Below are 18,883 nucleotides of genomic sequence, written 5' to 3'. Positions count from 1 at the left end.
ACTAGCAATATAGTATTCTGCTACTGTTTAACAGGTCCTCTGAATTTTTTAAACACTTTGCTTAAGCAAAGATTTATTCGTAATTAAAAAGAGGCCAACGCCTCTTTTTATCCAACAGACCCTTCCATTTCATAGCTGATGAGACGGTTCAACTCAACAGCGTATTCCATTGGTAGTTCTTTGGTGAATGGCTCAACAAAGCCCATGACAATCATTTCAGTCGCTTCGGATTCTGACAAGCCACGGCTCATGAGGTAGTAGAGCTGCTCTTCGGAAATCTTAGAAACCTTAGCTTCATGCTCCAAAGCTACCTGTGAGTTGTGGATTTCATTAAATGGAATGGTATCTGAAGCAGATAAATCATCCATAATAATGGTGTCACATTCGATATGGCTGACAGATTTCTTAGAATTGCGAGCAAAGGTCACTTGTCCGCGGTAGTCTACCTTACCTCCGCCCTTAGCAATGGACTTGGAAACAATAGATGAGCTGGTATGCGGAGCATTGTGAATCATCTTAGCCCCTGTATCCTGATGCTGACCAGCATTGGCAAAGGCAATAGAAAGCATGGTACCACGCGCCCCTTCTCCGTCCAGATAGACTGATGGATATTTCATGGTTGTTTTGGCACCTAAGTTTCCATCAATCCACTCAACTGTCGCATCCTTCATAGCTCGCGCCCGCTTGGTCACAAGGTTGTAGACATTATCGGACCAGTTTTGAATAGTGGTGTAGCGCATATAGGCCCCATCGAGGGCAAAGATTTCGACAATAGCCGCATGCAAGCTGTTACTTGAATAAGTAGGCGCTGTACATCCTTCTACGTAGTGAACACTTGCTCCCTCATCAACGATAATCAAGGTACGCTCAAACTGACCGGAATTTTCATTGTTGATACGGAAGTAGGTTTGGAGCGGAATGTCTACCTTAACGCCTTTTGGTACATAGATAAAGGTTCCGCCAGACCAAACTGCAGAGTTAAGGGCAGCCAACTTGTTGTCTGTCGGCGGAACCAACTTAGCAAAATACTGCTTGAAAAGCTCTGGGTATTCCTTAAGAGCTGAGTCGGTATCCGTAAAGACGATCCCAAGCTTTTGGAACTCTTCCTTCATATTGTGGTAGACCACTTCGGACTCATACTGGGCAGCTGCACCAGCAAGGTAAGCTCGCTCCGCTTCTGGGATCCCAATCCGCTCAAAGGTTTCCTTGATCTTCTCAGGCACTTCATCCCAGCTTCTAGCTGGCTTATCAGAGGCCTTTTGGTAATAAATCAAGTCATCAAAATTAATTTCTGACAAATCTGGACCCCAAGTCTGCATCGGCATTTTCTTGAAAACCTCGTAGGACTTAAGGCGAAAATCCAACATCCACTCTGGTTCACCCTTGGCTGCAGAGAGCTCGCGAATAACCGCTTCATTCAGCCCTTTCCCTGTTGAGAGAACAGGCTCAACATCGTCATGGAAACCAAACTTGTACTCACCAAGATCAATTGGTTTTGGTTCTACTCTTTCTTCTGACATAATTTCCTTTCACATTCTTACTTTTTATCTTCTTCAATTGCTCGCTTGAGGGCATTCCAACCCAAGGTCGCACACTTAATCCTCTGTGGGAATTTGGCAACGCCTGCTAAAAAGGCGCCATCTCCCAATTCTTTCTGGCGACTGTCTTCCTGGCCCTGAACCATCTGCGAGAAGACTTCTGCTAATTCCAGCGCCTGCTCTTTTGTCTTGCCCAGAACTGCATCCGTCATCATGCTGGCCGAAGCTGTTGAGATGGTACAGCCGGAATTCACAAAGGCAATATCCTCGATCTGGTTTTCCGCATTAAACTTCACAGACAGGTTGATAACATCGCCACAGGTCGGGTTATTGAGAACTACTTGCTCCACATCTTCCAGCTTCCCATGATGATGGGGGTGAGCCGAATGGTCGGTCACAACCGCCTTGTAAAGACTGTCTAACTTAGAAAGTGCCATTGAAAAACTCCTTTGTCTTTTCTAAAGCATCTACCAGCTTGTCACAATCCGCATAGGTATTGTAGATATAAAAGCTGGCCCGTACAGTCGCTGGTACCTGCAGATAGGTTAGCAAGGGCTGAGCACAATGGTGACCCGCCCGAACAGCCACACCTTCGTAGTCCAGAGCCGTCGCGACATCATGCGGATGAAGACCATCCAGATTAAAGGCAATCACACCTGAGCGCTGAGCCAAATCCTGAGAGCCATAAATGGTCAAGCCTTCCACTGCCTGCAGCTTAGGAAATACGTAGGCAATCAGGTCCTGCTCATGCTGGGCAATGGCATCCATACCTAAGTCTTCCAAATAATCAATGGCCGCCGCAAGACCAATTGCTCCGGCCATATTCGGCGTTCCAGCCTCAAACTTCCACGGAAGCTCCTTCCAAGTCGCTTCCTGCTCATAGACAAAATCAATCATTTCACCGCCGAACTCAACTGGCGACATCTGCTCTAGCAGCTCTTCTTTGCCATAGAGAACTCCAATACCAGTCGGGCCTGCCATCTTATGCCCAGAGAAGGCGAAGAAGTCCACATCCAAATCCTGTACATCAATCTTCATGTGCGGAATGGATTGAGCACCATCCACCACCAAAAGCGCTCCTTGCTGATGAACCAGCTGGGCAATCTCCTTGATGGGATTGATGACCCCGAGGACATTAGAAGCATGAGCCAGAGAAACAAACTTGGTTCGCTCATTGAGCTTGGCACGGAAATCTTCCATATCCAGAGCACCGTCCTTGAGATAGACATAAACCAACTTGGCTCCAGTCTTCCTACAAGCTTCTTGCCAAGGAATAACATTGGAATGGTGCTCCATAATGGAAATCATCACTTCGTCACCAGGCTGCAGCCTTTCAGACGCAAACTGAGCCACCCAGTTAAGCCCCGTCGTAGTTCCTCGTGTAAAGAGGACTTCTCTGCTAGAAGCTGCTTTGATAAAAGAGCGAACTCTTTCTCTGGCTGCTTCATAGGCTGCAGTTGCCCGCTCAGCTAACGTATGCACACCGCGGTGGACATTGGCATTGTCTCTAAGATAGTAGTTTTCAATAGCTGCCAGCACCTGCTTGGGTTTCTGGGTTGTCGCCGCATTGTCCAAATAAACCAAAGGCTCATCATTGACAATTTGGTCCAAAATGGGAAAATCTTGCTTGATTACTTCTGCATTAAATCCAGACATGAAGACTCCTATCTACTTACAAGGGACAAGGCCCAGCTTTTTATCTTTTTGCGAGAATAATATCGATATTTTCAATCATTTCATCACGGACTTCTTTAACAGGGATTTCTACAATCACTGAGCCTAAGAAGCCACGCACGACCAAGCGCTCTGCCGTCGCCTTATCAAGACCCCGACTCATGAGGTAGTACATATCCTCTGGATCCACCTGGCCGATAGAAGCCGCGTGACCAGCTGTCACATCGTTTTCATCAATCAAGAGGATTGGGTTAGCATCTGAGCGCGCTTGGTCAGACAGCATGAGAACCCGACTTTCCTGCTGGGCATCAGCACCCTTAGCCCCCTTGATAATATGACCGATACCATTGAAAGTCAAGGTCCCTTTTTCCAGGATAACCCCGTGCTGCAGGATATTTCCGATAGAGTTGCAGCCATAGTTAGTTACGCGGGTGTCAATTCCCTGAACTTGCTTACCGCTGGAAAGAGCCACCACTTTCATATCCGCATGGCTGCCCTTACCATAAAGGTCGCTATCAAAGTCAGCCACGACATTGCCTTCGTTCATAACGCCGATGGCCCAGTCAATCATGGCATCATTATCCAGCTTGCCACGGCGGCTGATATAGGCTGTTACATTTTCGCCTAGGCGGTCAATGGCTGAAAACTTAATCTGGGCACCTGCTTGGGCAATGACTTCGACGGTGATATTAGCTGTTACTGGAACAGAGCCCTCGCCGTAAGTTTCCAAGCGTTCCAAGTAGTTAACCTTGGAATGCTTGCCCGCGATAATCAAAATATGCTTGTTAAAAGGAACATCGCTTTCGCTGTCCTGATAAAAAATTCCTTCAATCGGCTGGTCAATCTCAACATTGTCCGGCACATAAAGCACCGCACCGCTGTTGAAGTAGGCCGTATGGTAAGCCGCCAATTTGTCCTCGTCGTACTTGACCGCAGACATAAAATGCTGCTCCACCAGCTCTGGAATCTCTTCCAAAGCAGTGTGAAAATCAGTGAAGACCACACCTTGCTCTGCCAAGTCAGCTGGCAATTGCTCAAGGACAGTTTGAGTTCCCATTTGGATAAACTTGAGATTGTCTCCAAGAGCCGTAAAATCTGGCACACTGGTCAAAGGCTCGCTATCAGAAATCCGTCCGTCTCCCAGATTCCAGCGGTGAAATTTAACCCGCTCAATAACTGGTAAATCTAGTTGGTCCATCTTGTCAAAAGCCTGCTGACGTTGATTAGCCAACCAATCTGGTTCTGCGTGAAGCTGTGAAAATTCGTGAATTAATTCTTTCGTCATGTCATTCTCCTATCTTTTATCAAAGTCAAAAGAATGTTTGACTAGACTTCTTCAGTATAGTTGAAGCCCAACTCTTCAGCCAATTTGGCATAGCCTTCTTTTTCCAAGCGAACTGCCAATTCTGGACCGCCAGAAAGAACAACTTTCCCCTCCATCATGACATGAACTACGTCTGGAGTGATATAGTTGAGCAGGCGTTGGTAGTGGGTGATGATCATAGCGCCAAAGCCCTCTCCACGCATAGCATTGACCCCTTTAGATACGACCTTGAGAGCATCAATATCCAGACCTGAGTCAATCTCATCCAAGAGCGCAAAAGTTGGTTCTAGCATGAGCAACTGGAGGATTTCGTTGCGTTTTTTCTCACCACCTGAGAAGCCTTCATTGAGGTAGCGCTCAGCCATTTCTTCTTTCATGTTGAGCAGTTCCATTTTTTCATCTAGTTTAGTAATGAAGTTACGGACAGAGATTTTTTCATCGTCTTCCTTGCCAGCATTCATGGCCGCACGGAGAAACTCTGCATTGGTAATGCCAGGAATTTCACTAGGATACTGCATCGCAAGGAAGAGTCCCATACGAGCACGCTCGTCTACTTCCAGCTCCAAGATATTAACCCCATCAAAAAGCACCTCTCCTTGAGTTACTTCGTAGTTAGGATTACCCATAATGGCTGCAGACAAGGTAGATTTCCCTGTTCCATTTGGACCCATGATCGCTGCAATCTCTCCCGTTTTCAGAGTAAGATTTACCCCTTTGAGAATTTTTTTCCCTTCAATTTCAACATGAAGATCTTTGATTTCTAAGACAGACATTTCTTTTTCCTTTCTTTACTTAGCTGATTTACATACTTTAGTATACCAAAAAAAAGCCCAAAAGGCTTTTATTTTGTTTAGAACTATTCTTGTTTGTGTTTCTTTTGATATCTCTTCTCTCGAACTTCTTCTCGATAAGAGGAGTTTCCGATAAAGCGCAAGATATTGAGCAGAGGCGTCCTCTGCGGCCCCAGAACCCCTATTAGTTCTACTAAGAGTTCAACACCTAGTAGAAGGCCAATCACGAGGAGGAGTCCGCCGATACGAGTCGATACATTTAGCAGGAGGGAAATCATAGAGAAAATCATCGAAATCCCATAGATAACCAGAACTGTTCCCCGATGTGTCAATCCTAAGGACAGGAGCCTATGGTGAAGGTGGTGGCGGTCAGGCTGATAGAATTTCTGACCAGACAAAGTCCGACGAACGATTGCTAAAAAAGTATCGGTAATTGGCACACCCAAGATAATCATAGGTGTAACAATCGCTACTGCCGTCGCATTCTTCAAGCCTTGTAAAGACAGGACCGAAATCATAAAACCGATGAAAAGAGCCCCCGTATCCCCGCCATATATAATGGCTGGATGATAATTGTAAGGAAAGAAGCCAGCAATAGAGGCCACTAAAACCAAAATGGTCAGGGTCAGGAATAAATTATGACCCGGTAAGAAAAAGTAGGAAACAATCCCCATGGTTAGCAAGGAAATAATGGAGACCCCGCTGACAAGGCCGTCCAAACCGTCCATGAGATTGACCGCATTGGTAATGGAGACAATCCAGAGAATGGTCAAAATGAAAGATAACCAAGGTGGGAAAAAGAGATGGGGACCTCCAAAAGGAATCTTAAAATCATCCAAGCGGAAATCCGTCAGCCACCAAATCAGGCAGGCAGCCAGCACAATCCCCCCTAACTTCATCAGGGGACTTAATTCTTTAATATCATCGATAAGCCCCGTCAGGGCAACAATCAAGCCCCCCAACACTACCGGCCAAATATAGTCAAAATAAGTCTGTTCAAAAAAAGTGAGGCCAACAATCTGCGGCATGAAGACCAAAGTTGCCAGGGTAAAAGCTGCCACAACCGCCAGTCCGCCTGCACTCGGCATGGGCTTTTTATTGATTCGTCGAGCATTAGGATAGTCGACTGCATCCATTTTAAAAGCCAAGAGCCGAACTAGGGGAGTCAGCAAAACTCCGACAAAAAATGTCGCTAGTAGCACCAAAATGAACTTCAATGGAAAAGCAATCATACGCATTCAACTTTCTGCAACTGTTGGATGGCTTCTGTCACCAAAAGCAGACGTCCGTGTTCTTGCAGGACAGCACGAGTAATATCTGTATCCTCAGCAAATTCCCGCATTTTAGCCAGTAACCAAGCTGGATAGAGCTCCGGTTGCTCTTCCAAATCTACCAAAATAGTCAGGTAGTAGGCTGAGTCATATTTATAGAGTTCTGACAGGTCTATCGGATAGTTAACCGTTTTGGCGAAAGAAACTACGCTGCGCAAATCAGTAAAAGACAGAATATAATAGACATAACGGTCTAGGTTCTCTTCTTCCTTCTCTTCTGAAGAATCCTCCTGATCAGCCTCTGCTGCCTCTAAAGATTTAACCGCCTCGAGATCATCCTTACTCTTTTCAAAGATATTTTTTTCCAAAGTCTTTAAGAATTCATCTGGAGACATCTGGCTGAGCTCATCCAGATCTGGTAGATTGCCCAAATCTTCAAAATTCAAATTCTTATCAATCTTGGATCTTGTTACAAAGACATCCAGCTTGTCTGGCTTAGGCGTCACCCGAAAGCTCAGCATGCCACTATCTAAGAAGCTTTCCGGCATTTCCAGCTCATCCAAGATTGTATAGAAAAATTCTTCTGTTTTTTCTTGGGGAACTAGGAAATCTGCAATTTCCATGCCGTGTTCTTCTAAATCTTCCAATTGGATGGTGATTTTAATCGTCGAATCATTAATCTGTTTCACTTCCATCTCATTAACCTCATACTTTCATAGTCTTTCTATTATACTAAAATTCTAAACTTATTTCAAAAAAATAACGAGTCAAATAAGAAAAGAGAGTGGGACAGAAATCGGTAATTCGTTAGAATTCGATTTCGTCGTCCCACCTCCGCACAGTTGAGTAGGGCTATAAAAGCTGATGAAGTCAGCGTAGTAGAGCCCACTCAACCACTGCGTCTTGCTCGACAATCCAAAGACAATTGAGAGGCTAGGACTTTTGTCCCAGCCTCTTGATTAGCCAATAATAACCTTGATCAGACCGTAAACCAACAACAGGGCTCCGAGGCCGATCCGATATTTACCAAAGATTGTAAAGTCATGATTCTTGACATAGTCTGTCAGGAAGCGAATCACATAAAGACTGACTCCGAAAGCCACTCCCATCGCTACCAATAAAAGGAATAATTGATCGAAACCTAAAGAATTACCCTTGATGATAAATTTCAGGATTTTCAGCCCACTTGCACCAAACATGATTGGAATACCCAAGTAGAAAGTAAACTCTGTTACAACTGGTCGACTGATACCATTCAAGAGACCACCGACAATGGTCGCACCTGATCGGCTAGTTCCTGGAAAGAGGGACAAGACTTGGAAAAGACCGATATAAAGAGCGGTTTGATAAGGAAGTTTGCTCAATTCTGTAACAGTCGGTTCCACCTGCTCTCGTTTTTCCAGATAGATAAAGGCAACCCCGTAGATAATCAGCATGATTGCAACGGATACCAGATTATAAAAATGGGCTTCAAACCAATCATCTAGGAAAAGGCCGATAATTGCAGCTGGCAAAGCAGCAACGACTACCTTGGCCCAGAGCTGCCATGTCAGCTGAATTTGACGAGCTGTTTTCCCTGGCTTAAAAGGATTGAGCTTATCAAAATAAATCACCACAACCGCCAAGATAGCTCCCAGTTGAATGACAACATTGAACATTTCCATGAAGGCTGGATTTTCATTTTTATACTTGATAAAGTCTTGAATCAGAATCAAGTGGCCGGTACTCGAAATGGGTAGCCACTCTGTAATTCCTTCAACAATTCCATAAATAATGGACTTTAAAATTTCAATAATAAACATACATAACTCCTAAAACAACTTTAACATTTATTATACCACATATTGGAGGAGAGGAAAAGCTTTCTCAAGGGCTTTAGCAAGCTTTTTATCAAAAGGCTCCGCCACCTCCGCCTCCACCGCCACCAGAGAAGCCACCTCCTGCTCCCCCTCCTGATGAAACAGAAAAATGACTGGCCGTCGAGGCAATGTGTCCATAATTTGAAAAACTATGGGAACTTGCGTAGAAAATAGGATGAAGATTATATTGTAGATAAGTATTCATAGACGCGTTTTCCAAGGAAATCTGACGCAGCTTCATGACCCGACTAACCCGATCCGCATAGCCAAATAGGGTAGCATAGACCAAAAGTCGGTTCCACAGGACAATGCCCTCTACCTCGGTATCGTATAGGCGAGCGATGTAGCGTAGCATATTCGCAAAGCTATTCCAGAGATAGAAATCATGGGCCCCCTCATCGCTCAAGACACCATCCCGCTGATATAACTGCAAGGCTCTGCCCAGCAGAACGGTCAACACCGAAGCGACAGCTGCAAGCGGAAGATAGGACCAAATAAAACCGTCTAGCTTGATCAAATAGATAAAAAATGTCAAGAGAGACAAGCCAAAAGCAAGGAAACTTGCCATTAGAGCCAACCACAAGAGAAGCTTTTCTCCTCGTTTCAAAGGACGATAGTGATCCAGCAAGTTTAGCTCCCGAATCTCCTTTAATACTTGTTCAGACAAAAGGTTTAAATCAGTTGAAAAGCGATTTTTTATTCGATTTCCAATTTGGCGGATTCGTGCTTCATCTGTTGATTTTTTATTTTTATAAAGATCTTCTGAAATCTGATAAGATTCAAACAAGTCTGCTACAGCTGTCTGTTTATGGTCACCAAATGCCATCTGTAAGAATTGACCTTCAAACTCTGACAAACCTTTTTTAGAAGTTGGTTTCAAGATTGGCTTGTCTGCAGTTCCTAAAAGCTCGATATAGCCTCGATCCATCAAATCCAGCAAGGTCGCCTGCACCAAATTTTCAAATTTCAATGCGGCTCGTCCGCCACTGGTCGGATCGACTTCCCTCATATCCACAGCAAAGATATTGGCCGCTACAATGAGCGGAGCCAGATCTTGCGGAGCTTCATAGAGGCGAGCATCTTTTGGAAAAGCTTGGCTAGGACGAATCTTAACTCGAAAGATCAAATAAAATATTCCCGAAAGCATCAGCAAGAACAACCCCAAAAGAGGCAGATAAACTTTCCCCAAGCGATGATAAAACTGGCTCTTGGCTACAATCTCTTTCTCAACTGCTTGAAAAGTCTGTAGATAGTTGGTTGCTTTTGGATCCTCTACTGCCTGATGCAGAGCTTGGCGATGCCAATATCCATGCAGTTCAACCTTCTTCCTGCTAGGCAAATGAGATAGCTGTATCCGATAATCACCTCGGTCCCTATTTATAGTAGCCGATTGACCAAAATAACCTGTATGGACATACATGTCCGTTAAGGTCCAAGTTCCCAGGCCCCAAACCTTAATCGTCACATTTTGCAGCTCTTCTTCCCAATCACTGATCGGCGTCCATTTGAGCTCTGCAATATCTTTATGGAGAAACAGAAGATTGGTCAGGTTCCATGTGACTGTTACTTTGACCGTATCGCCTTCTTTACCCGCATTGTAAATCTTAACCTCGTAGCCATCTCCTAAATCTGTGACTCGTGGCTCAAAGTCATATTTTACGACTCCATTCGTTCTCACGGAAACTTTTGGATCTGAATCAATAGCAAAGCCTTCTGGCATCTTTCCCGCCGATCCTAAGGAGACCATCTGGCCATTGTAATCATCATCAAAATGATAAGTCACCTCTTCTGTATAGGTGGCTGTATTATCGGCATGGATCTCCAAATCTCCTTGATACGACTGGATTTGATAGTCTAAAGCTGACACCGTTCCAGCAAAAAATAAACTCAAAAAAAGAATAAAAATCCCTGACAAGTACCTTTTCATAAACCAAAGTCCTTTTCTAAATCTTTATCCTATTATAGCATTTTTCTCAAGTAAGGGCTTACCAGGATTGAAAAGTCGAATATTTTTCGGTAGAATAGAAAGAACTATTTTAGAAGGACTAGAAGAGAATATGAAAAAATTCATTTTAACCTTATTGACAGCCCTCCTCGTCTGTCTGGGGACCTTTACCGTAGCTCAGGCGGATGATTATCTTAGAATTGGGATGGAAGCGGCCTATGCCCCTTTCAACTGGACCCAAGATGATGATTCGAATGGCGCTGTCAAAATCGAAGGAACAAATCAGTATGCCAACGGCTACGATGTCCAAGTTGCTAAGAAGATTGCTCAGGAAATGGGCAAGGAACCTCTAGTTGTGAAAACTTCTTGGAACGGACTGATTCCAGCCTTGACCTCTGGTAAAATCGATATGATTATCGCTGGTATGAGCCCAACAGCCGAACGGAAAAAAGAAATCGCCTTTTCTAGCAGCTACTACACCAGTGAGCCTGTTATGCTGGTTCGAAAAGACGGCAACTACGCCAATGCCAAGACCCTCAAGGACTTTAAAGATGCTAAAATCACCTCTCAGCAAGGTGTCTATCTTTACAATCTGATTTCTCAACTGCCAGGTGCTAAGCAAGAGACCGCCATGGGAGATTTCGCCCAAATGCGTCAAGCTCTAGAATCTGGTGTTATTGACGGTTACATTTCTGAACGTCCCGAAGCTCTGACAGCTGAAGCTGCCAACTCTAAGTTCAAAATGATCCAATTCAAAGAGGGCTTTGAGGTTGGCGAAGAGGATGCTTCCATCGCCGTCGGTATGCGTAAAGACGACAGCCGAATCGAGCAAGCTAATGCAGCTATCGCTAAACTCTCAACGGATGACCAAGTCCAGCTGATGGATCAGATGATTAAAAATCAGCCTGTAGATACTGACACTGACGATGCAGAAGATACATTCTTCAATAAAGTTTTTAAGATTTGGAAGGAAAATTGGCCACAATTCTTACGCGGAGCTGGTTTGACCTTGCTCATTTCCATTACAGGGACAATCGCTGGTCTCCTCATCGGTTTGCTGATTGGGGTCTATCGGACAGCGCCCATTTCAAAAAATAAGGCTCTAGCCTTCCTGCAAAAACTATTCGGTTGGTTCCTCAATGTTTACATTGAAATCTTCCGTGGTACTCCTATGATTGTACAATCCATGGTTATCTACTATGGAACGGCTCAGGCTTTTGGTATTTCGATTGACCGGACAGCTGCAGCCATCTTTATCGTTTCTATCAATACTGGTGCTTACATGAGTGAAATTGTCCGCGGTGGTATCTTTGCCGTTGATAAGGGACAATTCGAAGCAGCTACTGCGCTCGGAATGACCCACGGCCAAACCATGCGCAAGGTTGTCCTGCCACAGGTGGTCCGCAACATTCTGCCTGCGACGGGGAATGAATTTGTCATCAATATCAAGGATACATCTGTCCTGAATGTGATCTCCGTGGTGGAGCTCTACTTCTCAGGAAATACTATTGCTACTCAGACTTATCAGTATTTCCAAACCTTCACTATTATCGCAGTTATTTACTTTGTCTTGACCTTTACCGTCACTCGAATCCTTCGTTTCATCGAGCAGAAATTTGACACAGATCATTACACAACAGGTGCCAACCAAATGCAGACGGGAGAATTGAAACAATGACCGAAACAATTTTAGAAATTAAAAATCTCAAAAAATCCTATGGGGAGAATCAAGTCTTAAAAGACATTTCTCTTACTGTCCACAAGGGCGAAGTTATCTCCATTATCGGAAGTTCAGGTAGCGGAAAGTCAACCTTTCTCCGCTCCATCAACCTCCTAGAAACACCTACTGCTGGCGAAATTCTCTACCGTGGAAAAAATGTCTTGGACGAAAACTACGACCTGACTCACTACCGCGAAAAATTAGGCATGGTATTCCAAAGTTTCAATCTTTTTGAAAATCTCAATGTGCTGGAAAACACCATCGTAGCTCAGACAACCGTGCTCAAAAGAGAGCGTGCTGAAGCAGAAAAGATTGCTAAAGAAAATCTGGAAAAGGTGGGTATGGGAGAGCTCTACTGGCAAGCCAAGCCTAAACAACTCTCAGGTGGACAAAAGCAGCGGGTTGCCATTGCACGTGCGCTTTCCATGAATCCTGATGCCATCCTTTTCGATGAACCAACTTCAGCTCTTGACCCAGAAATGGTTGGCGAAGTCCTGAAAATCATGAAAGAATTGGCTAAAGAAGGCCTGACTATGATTGTCGTGACCCACGAAATGGAATTTGCCCGCGATGTTTCCAGCCGTGTTATCTTTATGGATAAGGGCGTCATCGCAGAAGAAGGCACTCCACAAGAATTTTTTACCAATCCTAAAGAAGAACGAACCAAGGAATTCCTACATCGCTTCTTGAAATAAACAACCAAGCAAACAAACAAGACGGAAAAAGATACATCCGCCTTGTTTTTTTATTCGCAAAATAAAAAAGCGGGTTTCCCCACTTTCCGAAGATTAGTCTTCAAACTTTTCATGATTCTTATCGTAGAAATCAATCAAGCCAAGAGCTGTTTCAAAAGAAATATTCTTTACTTTTGCACGTCCTTGAGCAAGAGCAATAATTGACATTTCACGCGCGTTTGTTTCTTTACTAATACGGTAACCTGTAATTTTTTTGTCACGAACCCATCCAACGACTGACTCTACTTTTTCAAAATTTGATTTAGCCATTTCTTACTCCTCTCTAACTTATTTCGAATACTAATATAATGGTTTTTATACAGTTTGTCAACTTAGAAAAACCAAAACAAACAAATTAAATAATTCTGAATATTCTATATTTATTTAGCTTTGAGGGCTGAAAGGATCTGGGTACGAATACTCTCCACTCCATCAGGATTTGCTGGAAGGAAGATCGTGTTATTTCCTTGCTTATCTGCAAAATTATTCAAGGTATCTAAATACTGGTTAGTCAAGAGGATGGACATAATCTGTTCTTCTGTCAACTCAACATTGGCGCCTTTAAGCTCCTTAATTGAATCTGCTAAGCCGTCTACGATTGCCTTCCGCTGCTCTGCAATACCAACCCCATGAAGACGGTCTTTCTCAGCTTCGGCCTCTGCAGCAGTTACAATTTTAATCTTATCTGCTTCTGCCAATTCCTGAGCTGCCACGCGCTTGCGTTGAGCGGCATTGATTTCGTTCATAGACTGTTTAACTTCTGCATCTGGCTCAACCTTGGTAATCAAGGTCTTGACAATGATGTAGCCATAAGTCGACATTTCTTCAGCTACCTGCTTTTGAACTTCTAGGGCGATCTCATCTTTCTTTTCAAAGAGCTCGTCCAAGGTCAGTTTTGGAACTGAGGAACGCAGAGCATCTTCGATATAGGACTTGATCTGCGCTTCTGGCCGCATGAGTTTATAGTAAGCATCCGTGACATTGTGTTCATTTACCCGATACTGAGTCGCCACATTCATGGTCACAAAGACATTATCCTGAGTCTTAGTCTCAACAATAATGTCGCTTTGTAGCAAACGCAACTGAACACGAGCGGCGATTTTGTCAATTCCCAAAGGCAAACGGACATTCATCCCACTTGTGCTAGTCTTGTGGTACCGACCAAAACGCTCAATGATGGCAACAGATTGCTGGCGCACGACATAAAGCGAGCTAAATGCCAATAGACCACAAAGAAGGACAAAAATGAGAAAGAAGAAAAAGAAATTCAGTAACATAAGCGCATCTCCTTAATTTAATATAGTATATTCTAGCACAGTCCTCACTCACTTGCAATTAAAAAGTGGGATTTTGCTAAAATATTTTTAGGATCAGACTAACATGTTGTAAAGCGTTTCATTTCCGTTTAGATTGATGAAGGAAGGATCAAAATGCTCGATTCGATTGATCAGACCCGCATAGTCATGCTTATTGGCCAGAGCAATCCCAATCAAGACCGGACCTGTTCCCTTGCTGGCCCTCTTGATGTATTCAAATCGAGTAATGTCATCATTTGGCCCTAAAATATCATTTACAAATTCACGTAAGGCACCAGGCCGCTGCGGGAAATTTACTACAAAATAATGCTTGATGCCATCATAGATGAGGGCGCGCTCTTCCATTTCAGGCATACGGTTAATGTCATTATTTCCACCCGAAATGATACAGCAGACAGTTTTTCCTTTGATATATTCTCGCAACACTTCCAAGGCTGCCACGCTAGCTGCACCAGCAGGCTCTGCGATGATTCCTTGTTTAGAATAGAGATCGATCAAGGTTTCTGAAATCAAGCCTTCATCAACCCCGATAAGCGTTTCTACATTCTTTTTCGTTGCTTCATAAGTAGATGCCCCTACCTTTTGGACTGCGATACCGTCCGCAAATTTGTCAATTTCATTGAGTTTGACAGGACCGCCTGCTTCAAAAGCTGCTCTCATACTGCGGGCTCCATTCGCCTCTACCCCGATCACTTCAATTTGTGGCTGGCTTTCCTTGATGTAAGTGGATACTCCTGCGATGAGACCGCCGCCTCCTACTGGTACCAAGACCAAGTCTAAATCGATGGACTCCCGAGCTGTATCTTCTAGGATTTCATAAGCAACCGTTCCCTGACCTGCTTGAACATGAGCATCATCAAAAGGATCAATGAAAGTCCGATTTTCCATCCGTGTGAATTCCATAGCCGCCCGAGCAGAAGCATCAAAAGTATCTCCTACTAGCTTAATCGTAACAAAATCACCACCAAAGAAACGAACCTGCCCAATTTTTTGCTGAGGAGTTGTGATAGGCATAAAAATAGTCGCTGGGATTTTCATTTCATTACAAGTGTATGCGACACCCTGAGCGTGATTGCCCGCAGAAGCACAGACAACCCCACGTTCTCGCTCTTCCTTGCTCAACTGAGAAATAGCATAATAGGCACCACGGATTTTGAAAGAACGGACACGTTGGGCATTTTCCTTTTTAAGATAAATTTTTGCCCCATACTTCTCTGACAAGTAATGATCATAATCAAGTGGTGTATTGACAACAACATCTTTTAATACTTTATGAGCACGGACGATATCTTTTGCTGTTAACATTCCTTTTCCTTTCCAAATGAGGTAAACAAACTCAGCTGGTATCCCAGCTGAGTTTTCCACACAATCTTAGTTGTAGATCTTGAAAGCATCGTCGTCGTTTTTACCAACGAATGGCATTGCTTTACGCAATTCTGCACCGACTTTTTCAATTTCAAGGTTAGCTGCTTGTTCACGGTAAGCAGTGAGTTTTGGACGTCCAGCTTTATAGTCATTTACAAAGTCATTTGCAAATTTACCATTTTGGATATCTGCAAGAACTGCTTTCATGTTTTCTTTGACTTGCTCTGTAATCACACGTGGACCTGATACATAGTCACCATATTCAGCAGTGTTTGAAATAGATTGACGCATTTTCTTGAATCCACCTTCATAGATCAAGTCAACGATGAGTTTCATTTCGTGCAGCACTTCAAAGTAAGCCAATTCTGGAGCATAGCCTGCTTCTGTCAAGACTTCAAAACCTGCTTCGATAAGGGCAGTCAAACCACCACAAAGTACAGCCTGTTCACCAAACAAATCTTCTTCAGTTTCTTCTTTATAAGTTGTTTCAAGCAAACCAACACGAGCTGCACCAACACCTTTACACCAGTCCATAGCGATGTCTTTGGCATTTCCAGTAGCATCTTGATATACCGCGTAAAGAGCTGGAACACCGAAGCCTTCTTCAAAAGTACGTCGAACCAAGTGACCAGGACCTTTTGGTGCACACATGAAGACATCTACATCTGCAGGAACTTTGATAAATTCAAAGTGGATATTGAAACCATGAGCAAAGCCAACTGCGTTACCAGCTTCCAAGTTAGGAGCGATTTCTGTTTCGTAAAGTTCTTGTTGGATTTCATCTGGTGCCAAGATCATGATAACATCAGCCAATTTAGCTGCTTCTGCTACTGTGTATGTGTCGAAGCCATCTTCTTTAGCTTTGTCAAATGACTTACCAGAACGAACACCGATAATCACATCATGACCTGTATCACGCAAGTTTTGTGCATGAGCATGACCTTGTGAACCATAACCAATAACGGCGATCTTTTTACCGTCAAGTGCTGCTACTTTTACATCTTTTTCGTATTCCATTGTTACTGCCATAATGTTTACTCTCTTTTCTATTTTTATTGCCTGTTAGGCTGTTTTAACAAATTAAAGGTTGCGTTTAATCGCGGGTAAAACCAGTTGCTCCAGTCCGTGCGATATTGCGAATGCCGTAAGGACGGATGACTCGTAAGAGCGCTTCGCTCTTTTCTGCATCGCCCGTCATCTGGATAGTGATCGAGCTTGGCGCCACATCGACTACCGTTGCCCGGAAAGGCTGGATAATGGCCAAGATTTCTGCACGCTTAGCAACCGGTGCTGATACCTTGATCAAAATAACTTCTCGCTCTAGGTGAGGATGATCTGTAATATCTCGCACCCGAATCACATCAATCTGGCGATTAAGCTGCTTAATAATCTGCTCCACTTCATTGAGGGAATTTACATCAATGATAATGGTGATCCGAGAAACATTTTCATCCTCGGTCGCACCAACGGAGATACTCTCGATATTGACCTGACGTCTGGAAAGCACACCAGTGAAGCGGTTCAGAACACCCGAACGATTCTGGAGTTTAGCTGTCAACATTCTACGCATGGAACTTCACCCCCAACATCTCATGATTGCTCTTGCCAGCTGGCACCATTGGAAGCACGTGCTCCTTGCGGGAAATATCTACCTCGATAAACATCGGTATATCTTCCTTTAGGACTTCCAAATCTTGAGCAATGGTCTCTGGATTATCAAATTTATAGGATTTGACACCATAAGCCTGAGCCATCAGCTGAAAATCTGGCAAACTGTCAAAGACTGACTCGGAGGTACGACCATCATAGAAGGCTTCCTGCCACTGGCGAACCATACCTAGCGAATGATTATTGAGCATGATGACCTTAATCGGAATCTTGTAGATATTTAGGATGGCCATTTCTTGATTGGTCATCTGGTAGCCACCGTCTCCAACGAAGAGAACCACTTCCTTATCAGGATTGGCAATCTTGGCTCCAATCGCTGCTGGAACACCAAAGCCCATGGTTCCAAGACCACCAGACGTAACTAACTGACGTTCGTTGCGATAAGGATAGTACTGGGCTGTCCACATTTGGTGCTGGCCAACATCCGTGACCACAATGGCGTCGCCCTTGGTCAACTCACCCACGCGCTCAATAACAGCCTGAGGTTGGACAACTCGTTCCTTCTTATCATAGGAGCGCACCCGCTCCTTGTCTCGTGTCACCTTTTCTATCCACTTACTGGTATTGTTGTGCACCTGTTCTTCTTCAAGCAACATTTGCAAAGCTTTCTTGGCATCTCCTACAATAGGAATATCCACGCTGATGATTTTACCGATCTCTGCTGGATCGATATCAATGTGGGCCACCTTAGCACTTTTAGCAAAGGTCTTAGGATTACCAGTCAGACGGTCATCAAAACGACAACCAATACTAATCATGAAGTCCGCTTCCGTCATCGCAATATTAGCCGCGAAAGAACCATGCATGCCACCCATACCTAAGAACAAAGGATGATCTGTCGCAATCGTTCCCTGTCCCAACAATGAGGTCACTACTGGAATCTGATACCGCTCCGCAAAAGCAACCATCTCCGCTGCTGCTCCTGCATAGCTAATACCGCCACCAGAAAGAAGAACAGGTTTCTTAGCCTTAGAAAGCTGTTTAAGAATCTTCTTAATTTGTAATTCATTAGGCTCAATTGTTGGTTGATAGCTTGGCAGATGCAACTGAGTGTCATAGATAAAGTCTGTATCCAGAGCTGAGACATCCTTTGGCAAATCAATAACGACTGGCCCTGGACGACCTGTGGTCGCAATATGAATAGCCTCCGTAATGATTCTTGGTATGTCTGCCGTCTCCCGTACCTGATAATTGTACTTAGTGATAGGAGTAGTAATACCGACAATGTCGGCTTCTTGAAAGGCATCCTTACCAATGCCTGGTGTCGCTACCTGCCCAGTAAAAACCAAAAGGGGAACACTGTCACTCATAGCGTCGGCGATCCCAGTAATGGCATTGGTTGCCCCCGGACCACTAGTTACAACGGCCACACCAATTTTCCCAGTAGACTTAGCGTAGCCTTCTGCTTCATGAACACACCCTTGCTCATGGCGACCAAGAATATGGCGGATACCTTTAAAGCTATAAATAGCATCATAGAGGGGCAAGACTGCACCACCAGGATAGCCAAAAATAGTATCAACACCAAGATTCTTCAAGGTTTCCAAGACCAGCTGCGAGCCGGACTTAGGAGTTTCTAATTGGATTCTTTCCATATTTCCCCTTTCATTTATTTACAATTTTCTAAAAATTCAAAAAGCTTTCTACTATGATAACATTTTTGAAAAAAATTGCAAGT

17 protein-coding genes are annotated in these 18,883 nt (G+C 44.0%); 2 read left to right on the top strand and 15 right to left on the bottom strand.

All coding sequences use genetic code 11. The features are described from left to right. Nucleotides 1-107 precede the first annotated feature (107 nt). The 9 genes from sufB to O3644_RS01055 form a co-directional block, all read right to left on the bottom strand. Nucleotides 108-1,520 carry a Fe-S cluster assembly protein SufB gene (gene sufB, locus O3644_RS01095; RefSeq protein WP_125383452.1) on the bottom strand — a complete coding sequence of 471 codons (1,413 nt, stop codon included), beginning with the start codon at nt 1,518-1,520 and terminating at the stop codon, nt 108-110. Nucleotides 1,521-1,537: 17 nt separating this feature from the next. After that, on the bottom strand, nt 1,538-1,975 hold the full coding sequence (sufU, locus tag O3644_RS01090; protein ID WP_371594842.1) for a Fe-S cluster assembly sulfur transfer protein SufU: 438 nt from the start codon (nt 1,973-1,975) through the stop codon (nt 1,538-1,540). After that, on the bottom strand, nt 1,962-3,194 hold the full coding sequence (locus O3644_RS01085) for a cysteine desulfurase (protein WP_371594841.1): 1,233 nt from the start codon (nt 3,192-3,194) through the stop codon (nt 1,962-1,964). The genes sufU and O3644_RS01085 overlap by 14 nt, the downstream gene beginning before the upstream one ends. 40 nt (nt 3,195-3,234) lie before the next feature. Beyond that, nucleotides 3,235-4,497, bottom strand: a complete 1,263-nt coding sequence (gene sufD, locus O3644_RS01080; protein ID WP_297665437.1) for a Fe-S cluster assembly protein SufD — start codon at nt 4,495-4,497, stop codon at nt 3,235-3,237. Nucleotides 4,498-4,538: 41 nt separating this feature from the next. Beyond that, complete coding sequence (gene sufC, locus O3644_RS01075) at nt 4,539-5,309, bottom strand: Fe-S cluster assembly ATPase SufC (protein WP_371594840.1); 771 nt, start codon at nt 5,307-5,309, stop codon at nt 4,539-4,541. Between the two features lie 83 nt (nt 5,310-5,392). Further along, nucleotides 5,393-6,565: a glycosyltransferase family 4 protein gene (locus O3644_RS01070; protein ID WP_371594839.1), complete on the bottom strand. Its 1,173-nt coding sequence runs from the start codon at nt 6,563-6,565 to the stop codon at nt 5,393-5,395. After that, entirely contained in the window at nt 6,556-7,293 is a 738-nt protein-coding gene (gene mecA / locus O3644_RS01065; protein WP_371594838.1) for an adaptor protein MecA, read from the bottom strand. Before mecA ends, O3644_RS01070 begins: the two co-directional genes overlap by 10 nt. A 264-nt stretch (nt 7,294-7,557) precedes the next feature. Further along, the gene (locus tag O3644_RS01060) at nt 7,558-8,400 is read right to left on the bottom strand and encodes an undecaprenyl-diphosphate phosphatase (RefSeq protein ID WP_371594837.1); all 843 of its coding nucleotides are present in this window, start codon (nt 8,398-8,400) and stop codon (nt 7,558-7,560) included. Nucleotides 8,401-8,488: 88 nt separating this feature from the next. Further along, nucleotides 8,489-10,324 (bottom strand): DUF2207 domain-containing protein, encoded by a 1,836-nt coding sequence (locus tag O3644_RS01055; protein ID WP_371594836.1) that lies wholly within the window; start codon nt 10,322-10,324, stop codon nt 8,489-8,491. Between the two features lie 190 nt (nt 10,325-10,514). On the opposite strand from O3644_RS01055, the gene O3644_RS01050 reads away from it, so the two are divergent. Both O3644_RS01050 and O3644_RS01045 read left to right on the top strand, forming a co-directional pair. Further along, nucleotides 10,515-12,080: an ABC transporter substrate-binding protein/permease gene (locus tag O3644_RS01050; RefSeq protein WP_371594835.1), complete on the top strand. Its 1,566-nt coding sequence runs from the start codon at nt 10,515-10,517 to the stop codon at nt 12,078-12,080. Next, nucleotides 12,077-12,817: an amino acid ABC transporter ATP-binding protein gene (locus O3644_RS01045; protein WP_005591761.1), complete on the top strand. Its 741-nt coding sequence runs from the start codon at nt 12,077-12,079 to the stop codon at nt 12,815-12,817. Before O3644_RS01050 ends, O3644_RS01045 begins: the two co-directional genes overlap by 4 nt. A gap of 93 nt (nt 12,818-12,910) precedes the next feature. Here the strand turns inward: O3644_RS01045 and O3644_RS01040 are convergent, their stop codons facing one another. From O3644_RS01040 to O3644_RS01015, 6 genes are all read right to left on the bottom strand, one after another. Next, nucleotides 12,911-13,126 carry a hypothetical protein gene (locus tag O3644_RS01040; RefSeq protein WP_001130035.1) on the bottom strand — a complete coding sequence of 72 codons (216 nt, stop codon included), beginning with the start codon at nt 13,124-13,126 and terminating at the stop codon, nt 12,911-12,913. A 110-nt stretch (nt 13,127-13,236) separates the two neighbouring features. Beyond that, entirely contained in the window at nt 13,237-14,133 is an 897-nt protein-coding gene (locus O3644_RS01035) for an SPFH domain-containing protein (RefSeq protein WP_048766446.1), read from the bottom strand. Between the two features lie 93 nt (nt 14,134-14,226). Then, nucleotides 14,227-15,477, bottom strand: a complete 1,251-nt coding sequence (ilvA, locus tag O3644_RS01030; RefSeq protein WP_037586260.1) for a threonine ammonia-lyase IlvA — start codon at nt 15,475-15,477, stop codon at nt 14,227-14,229. 66 nt (nt 15,478-15,543) lie between these two features. Then, nucleotides 15,544-16,566: a ketol-acid reductoisomerase gene (gene ilvC, locus O3644_RS01025; RefSeq protein ID WP_048766447.1), complete on the bottom strand. Its 1,023-nt coding sequence runs from the start codon at nt 16,564-16,566 to the stop codon at nt 15,544-15,546. Nucleotides 16,567-16,630: 64 nt separating this feature from the next. Next, complete coding sequence (ilvN, locus tag O3644_RS01020) at nt 16,631-17,107, bottom strand: acetolactate synthase small subunit (RefSeq protein WP_005591757.1); 477 nt, start codon at nt 17,105-17,107, stop codon at nt 16,631-16,633. Next, nucleotides 17,100-18,800: an acetolactate synthase large subunit gene (locus O3644_RS01015; protein WP_048766450.1), complete on the bottom strand. Its 1,701-nt coding sequence runs from the start codon at nt 18,798-18,800 to the stop codon at nt 17,100-17,102. Before O3644_RS01015 ends, ilvN begins: the two co-directional genes overlap by 8 nt. Nucleotides 18,801-18,883: the final 83 nt, after the last annotated feature.

Source organism: Streptococcus sp. 27098_8_113 (genome assembly GCF_041432545.1).
Lineage (GTDB): Bacteria > Bacillota > Bacilli > Lactobacillales > Streptococcaceae > Streptococcus.
Note: the sequence above shows the minus strand (reverse complement) of the source record. Positions and strands in the feature narration are given on the sequence as shown.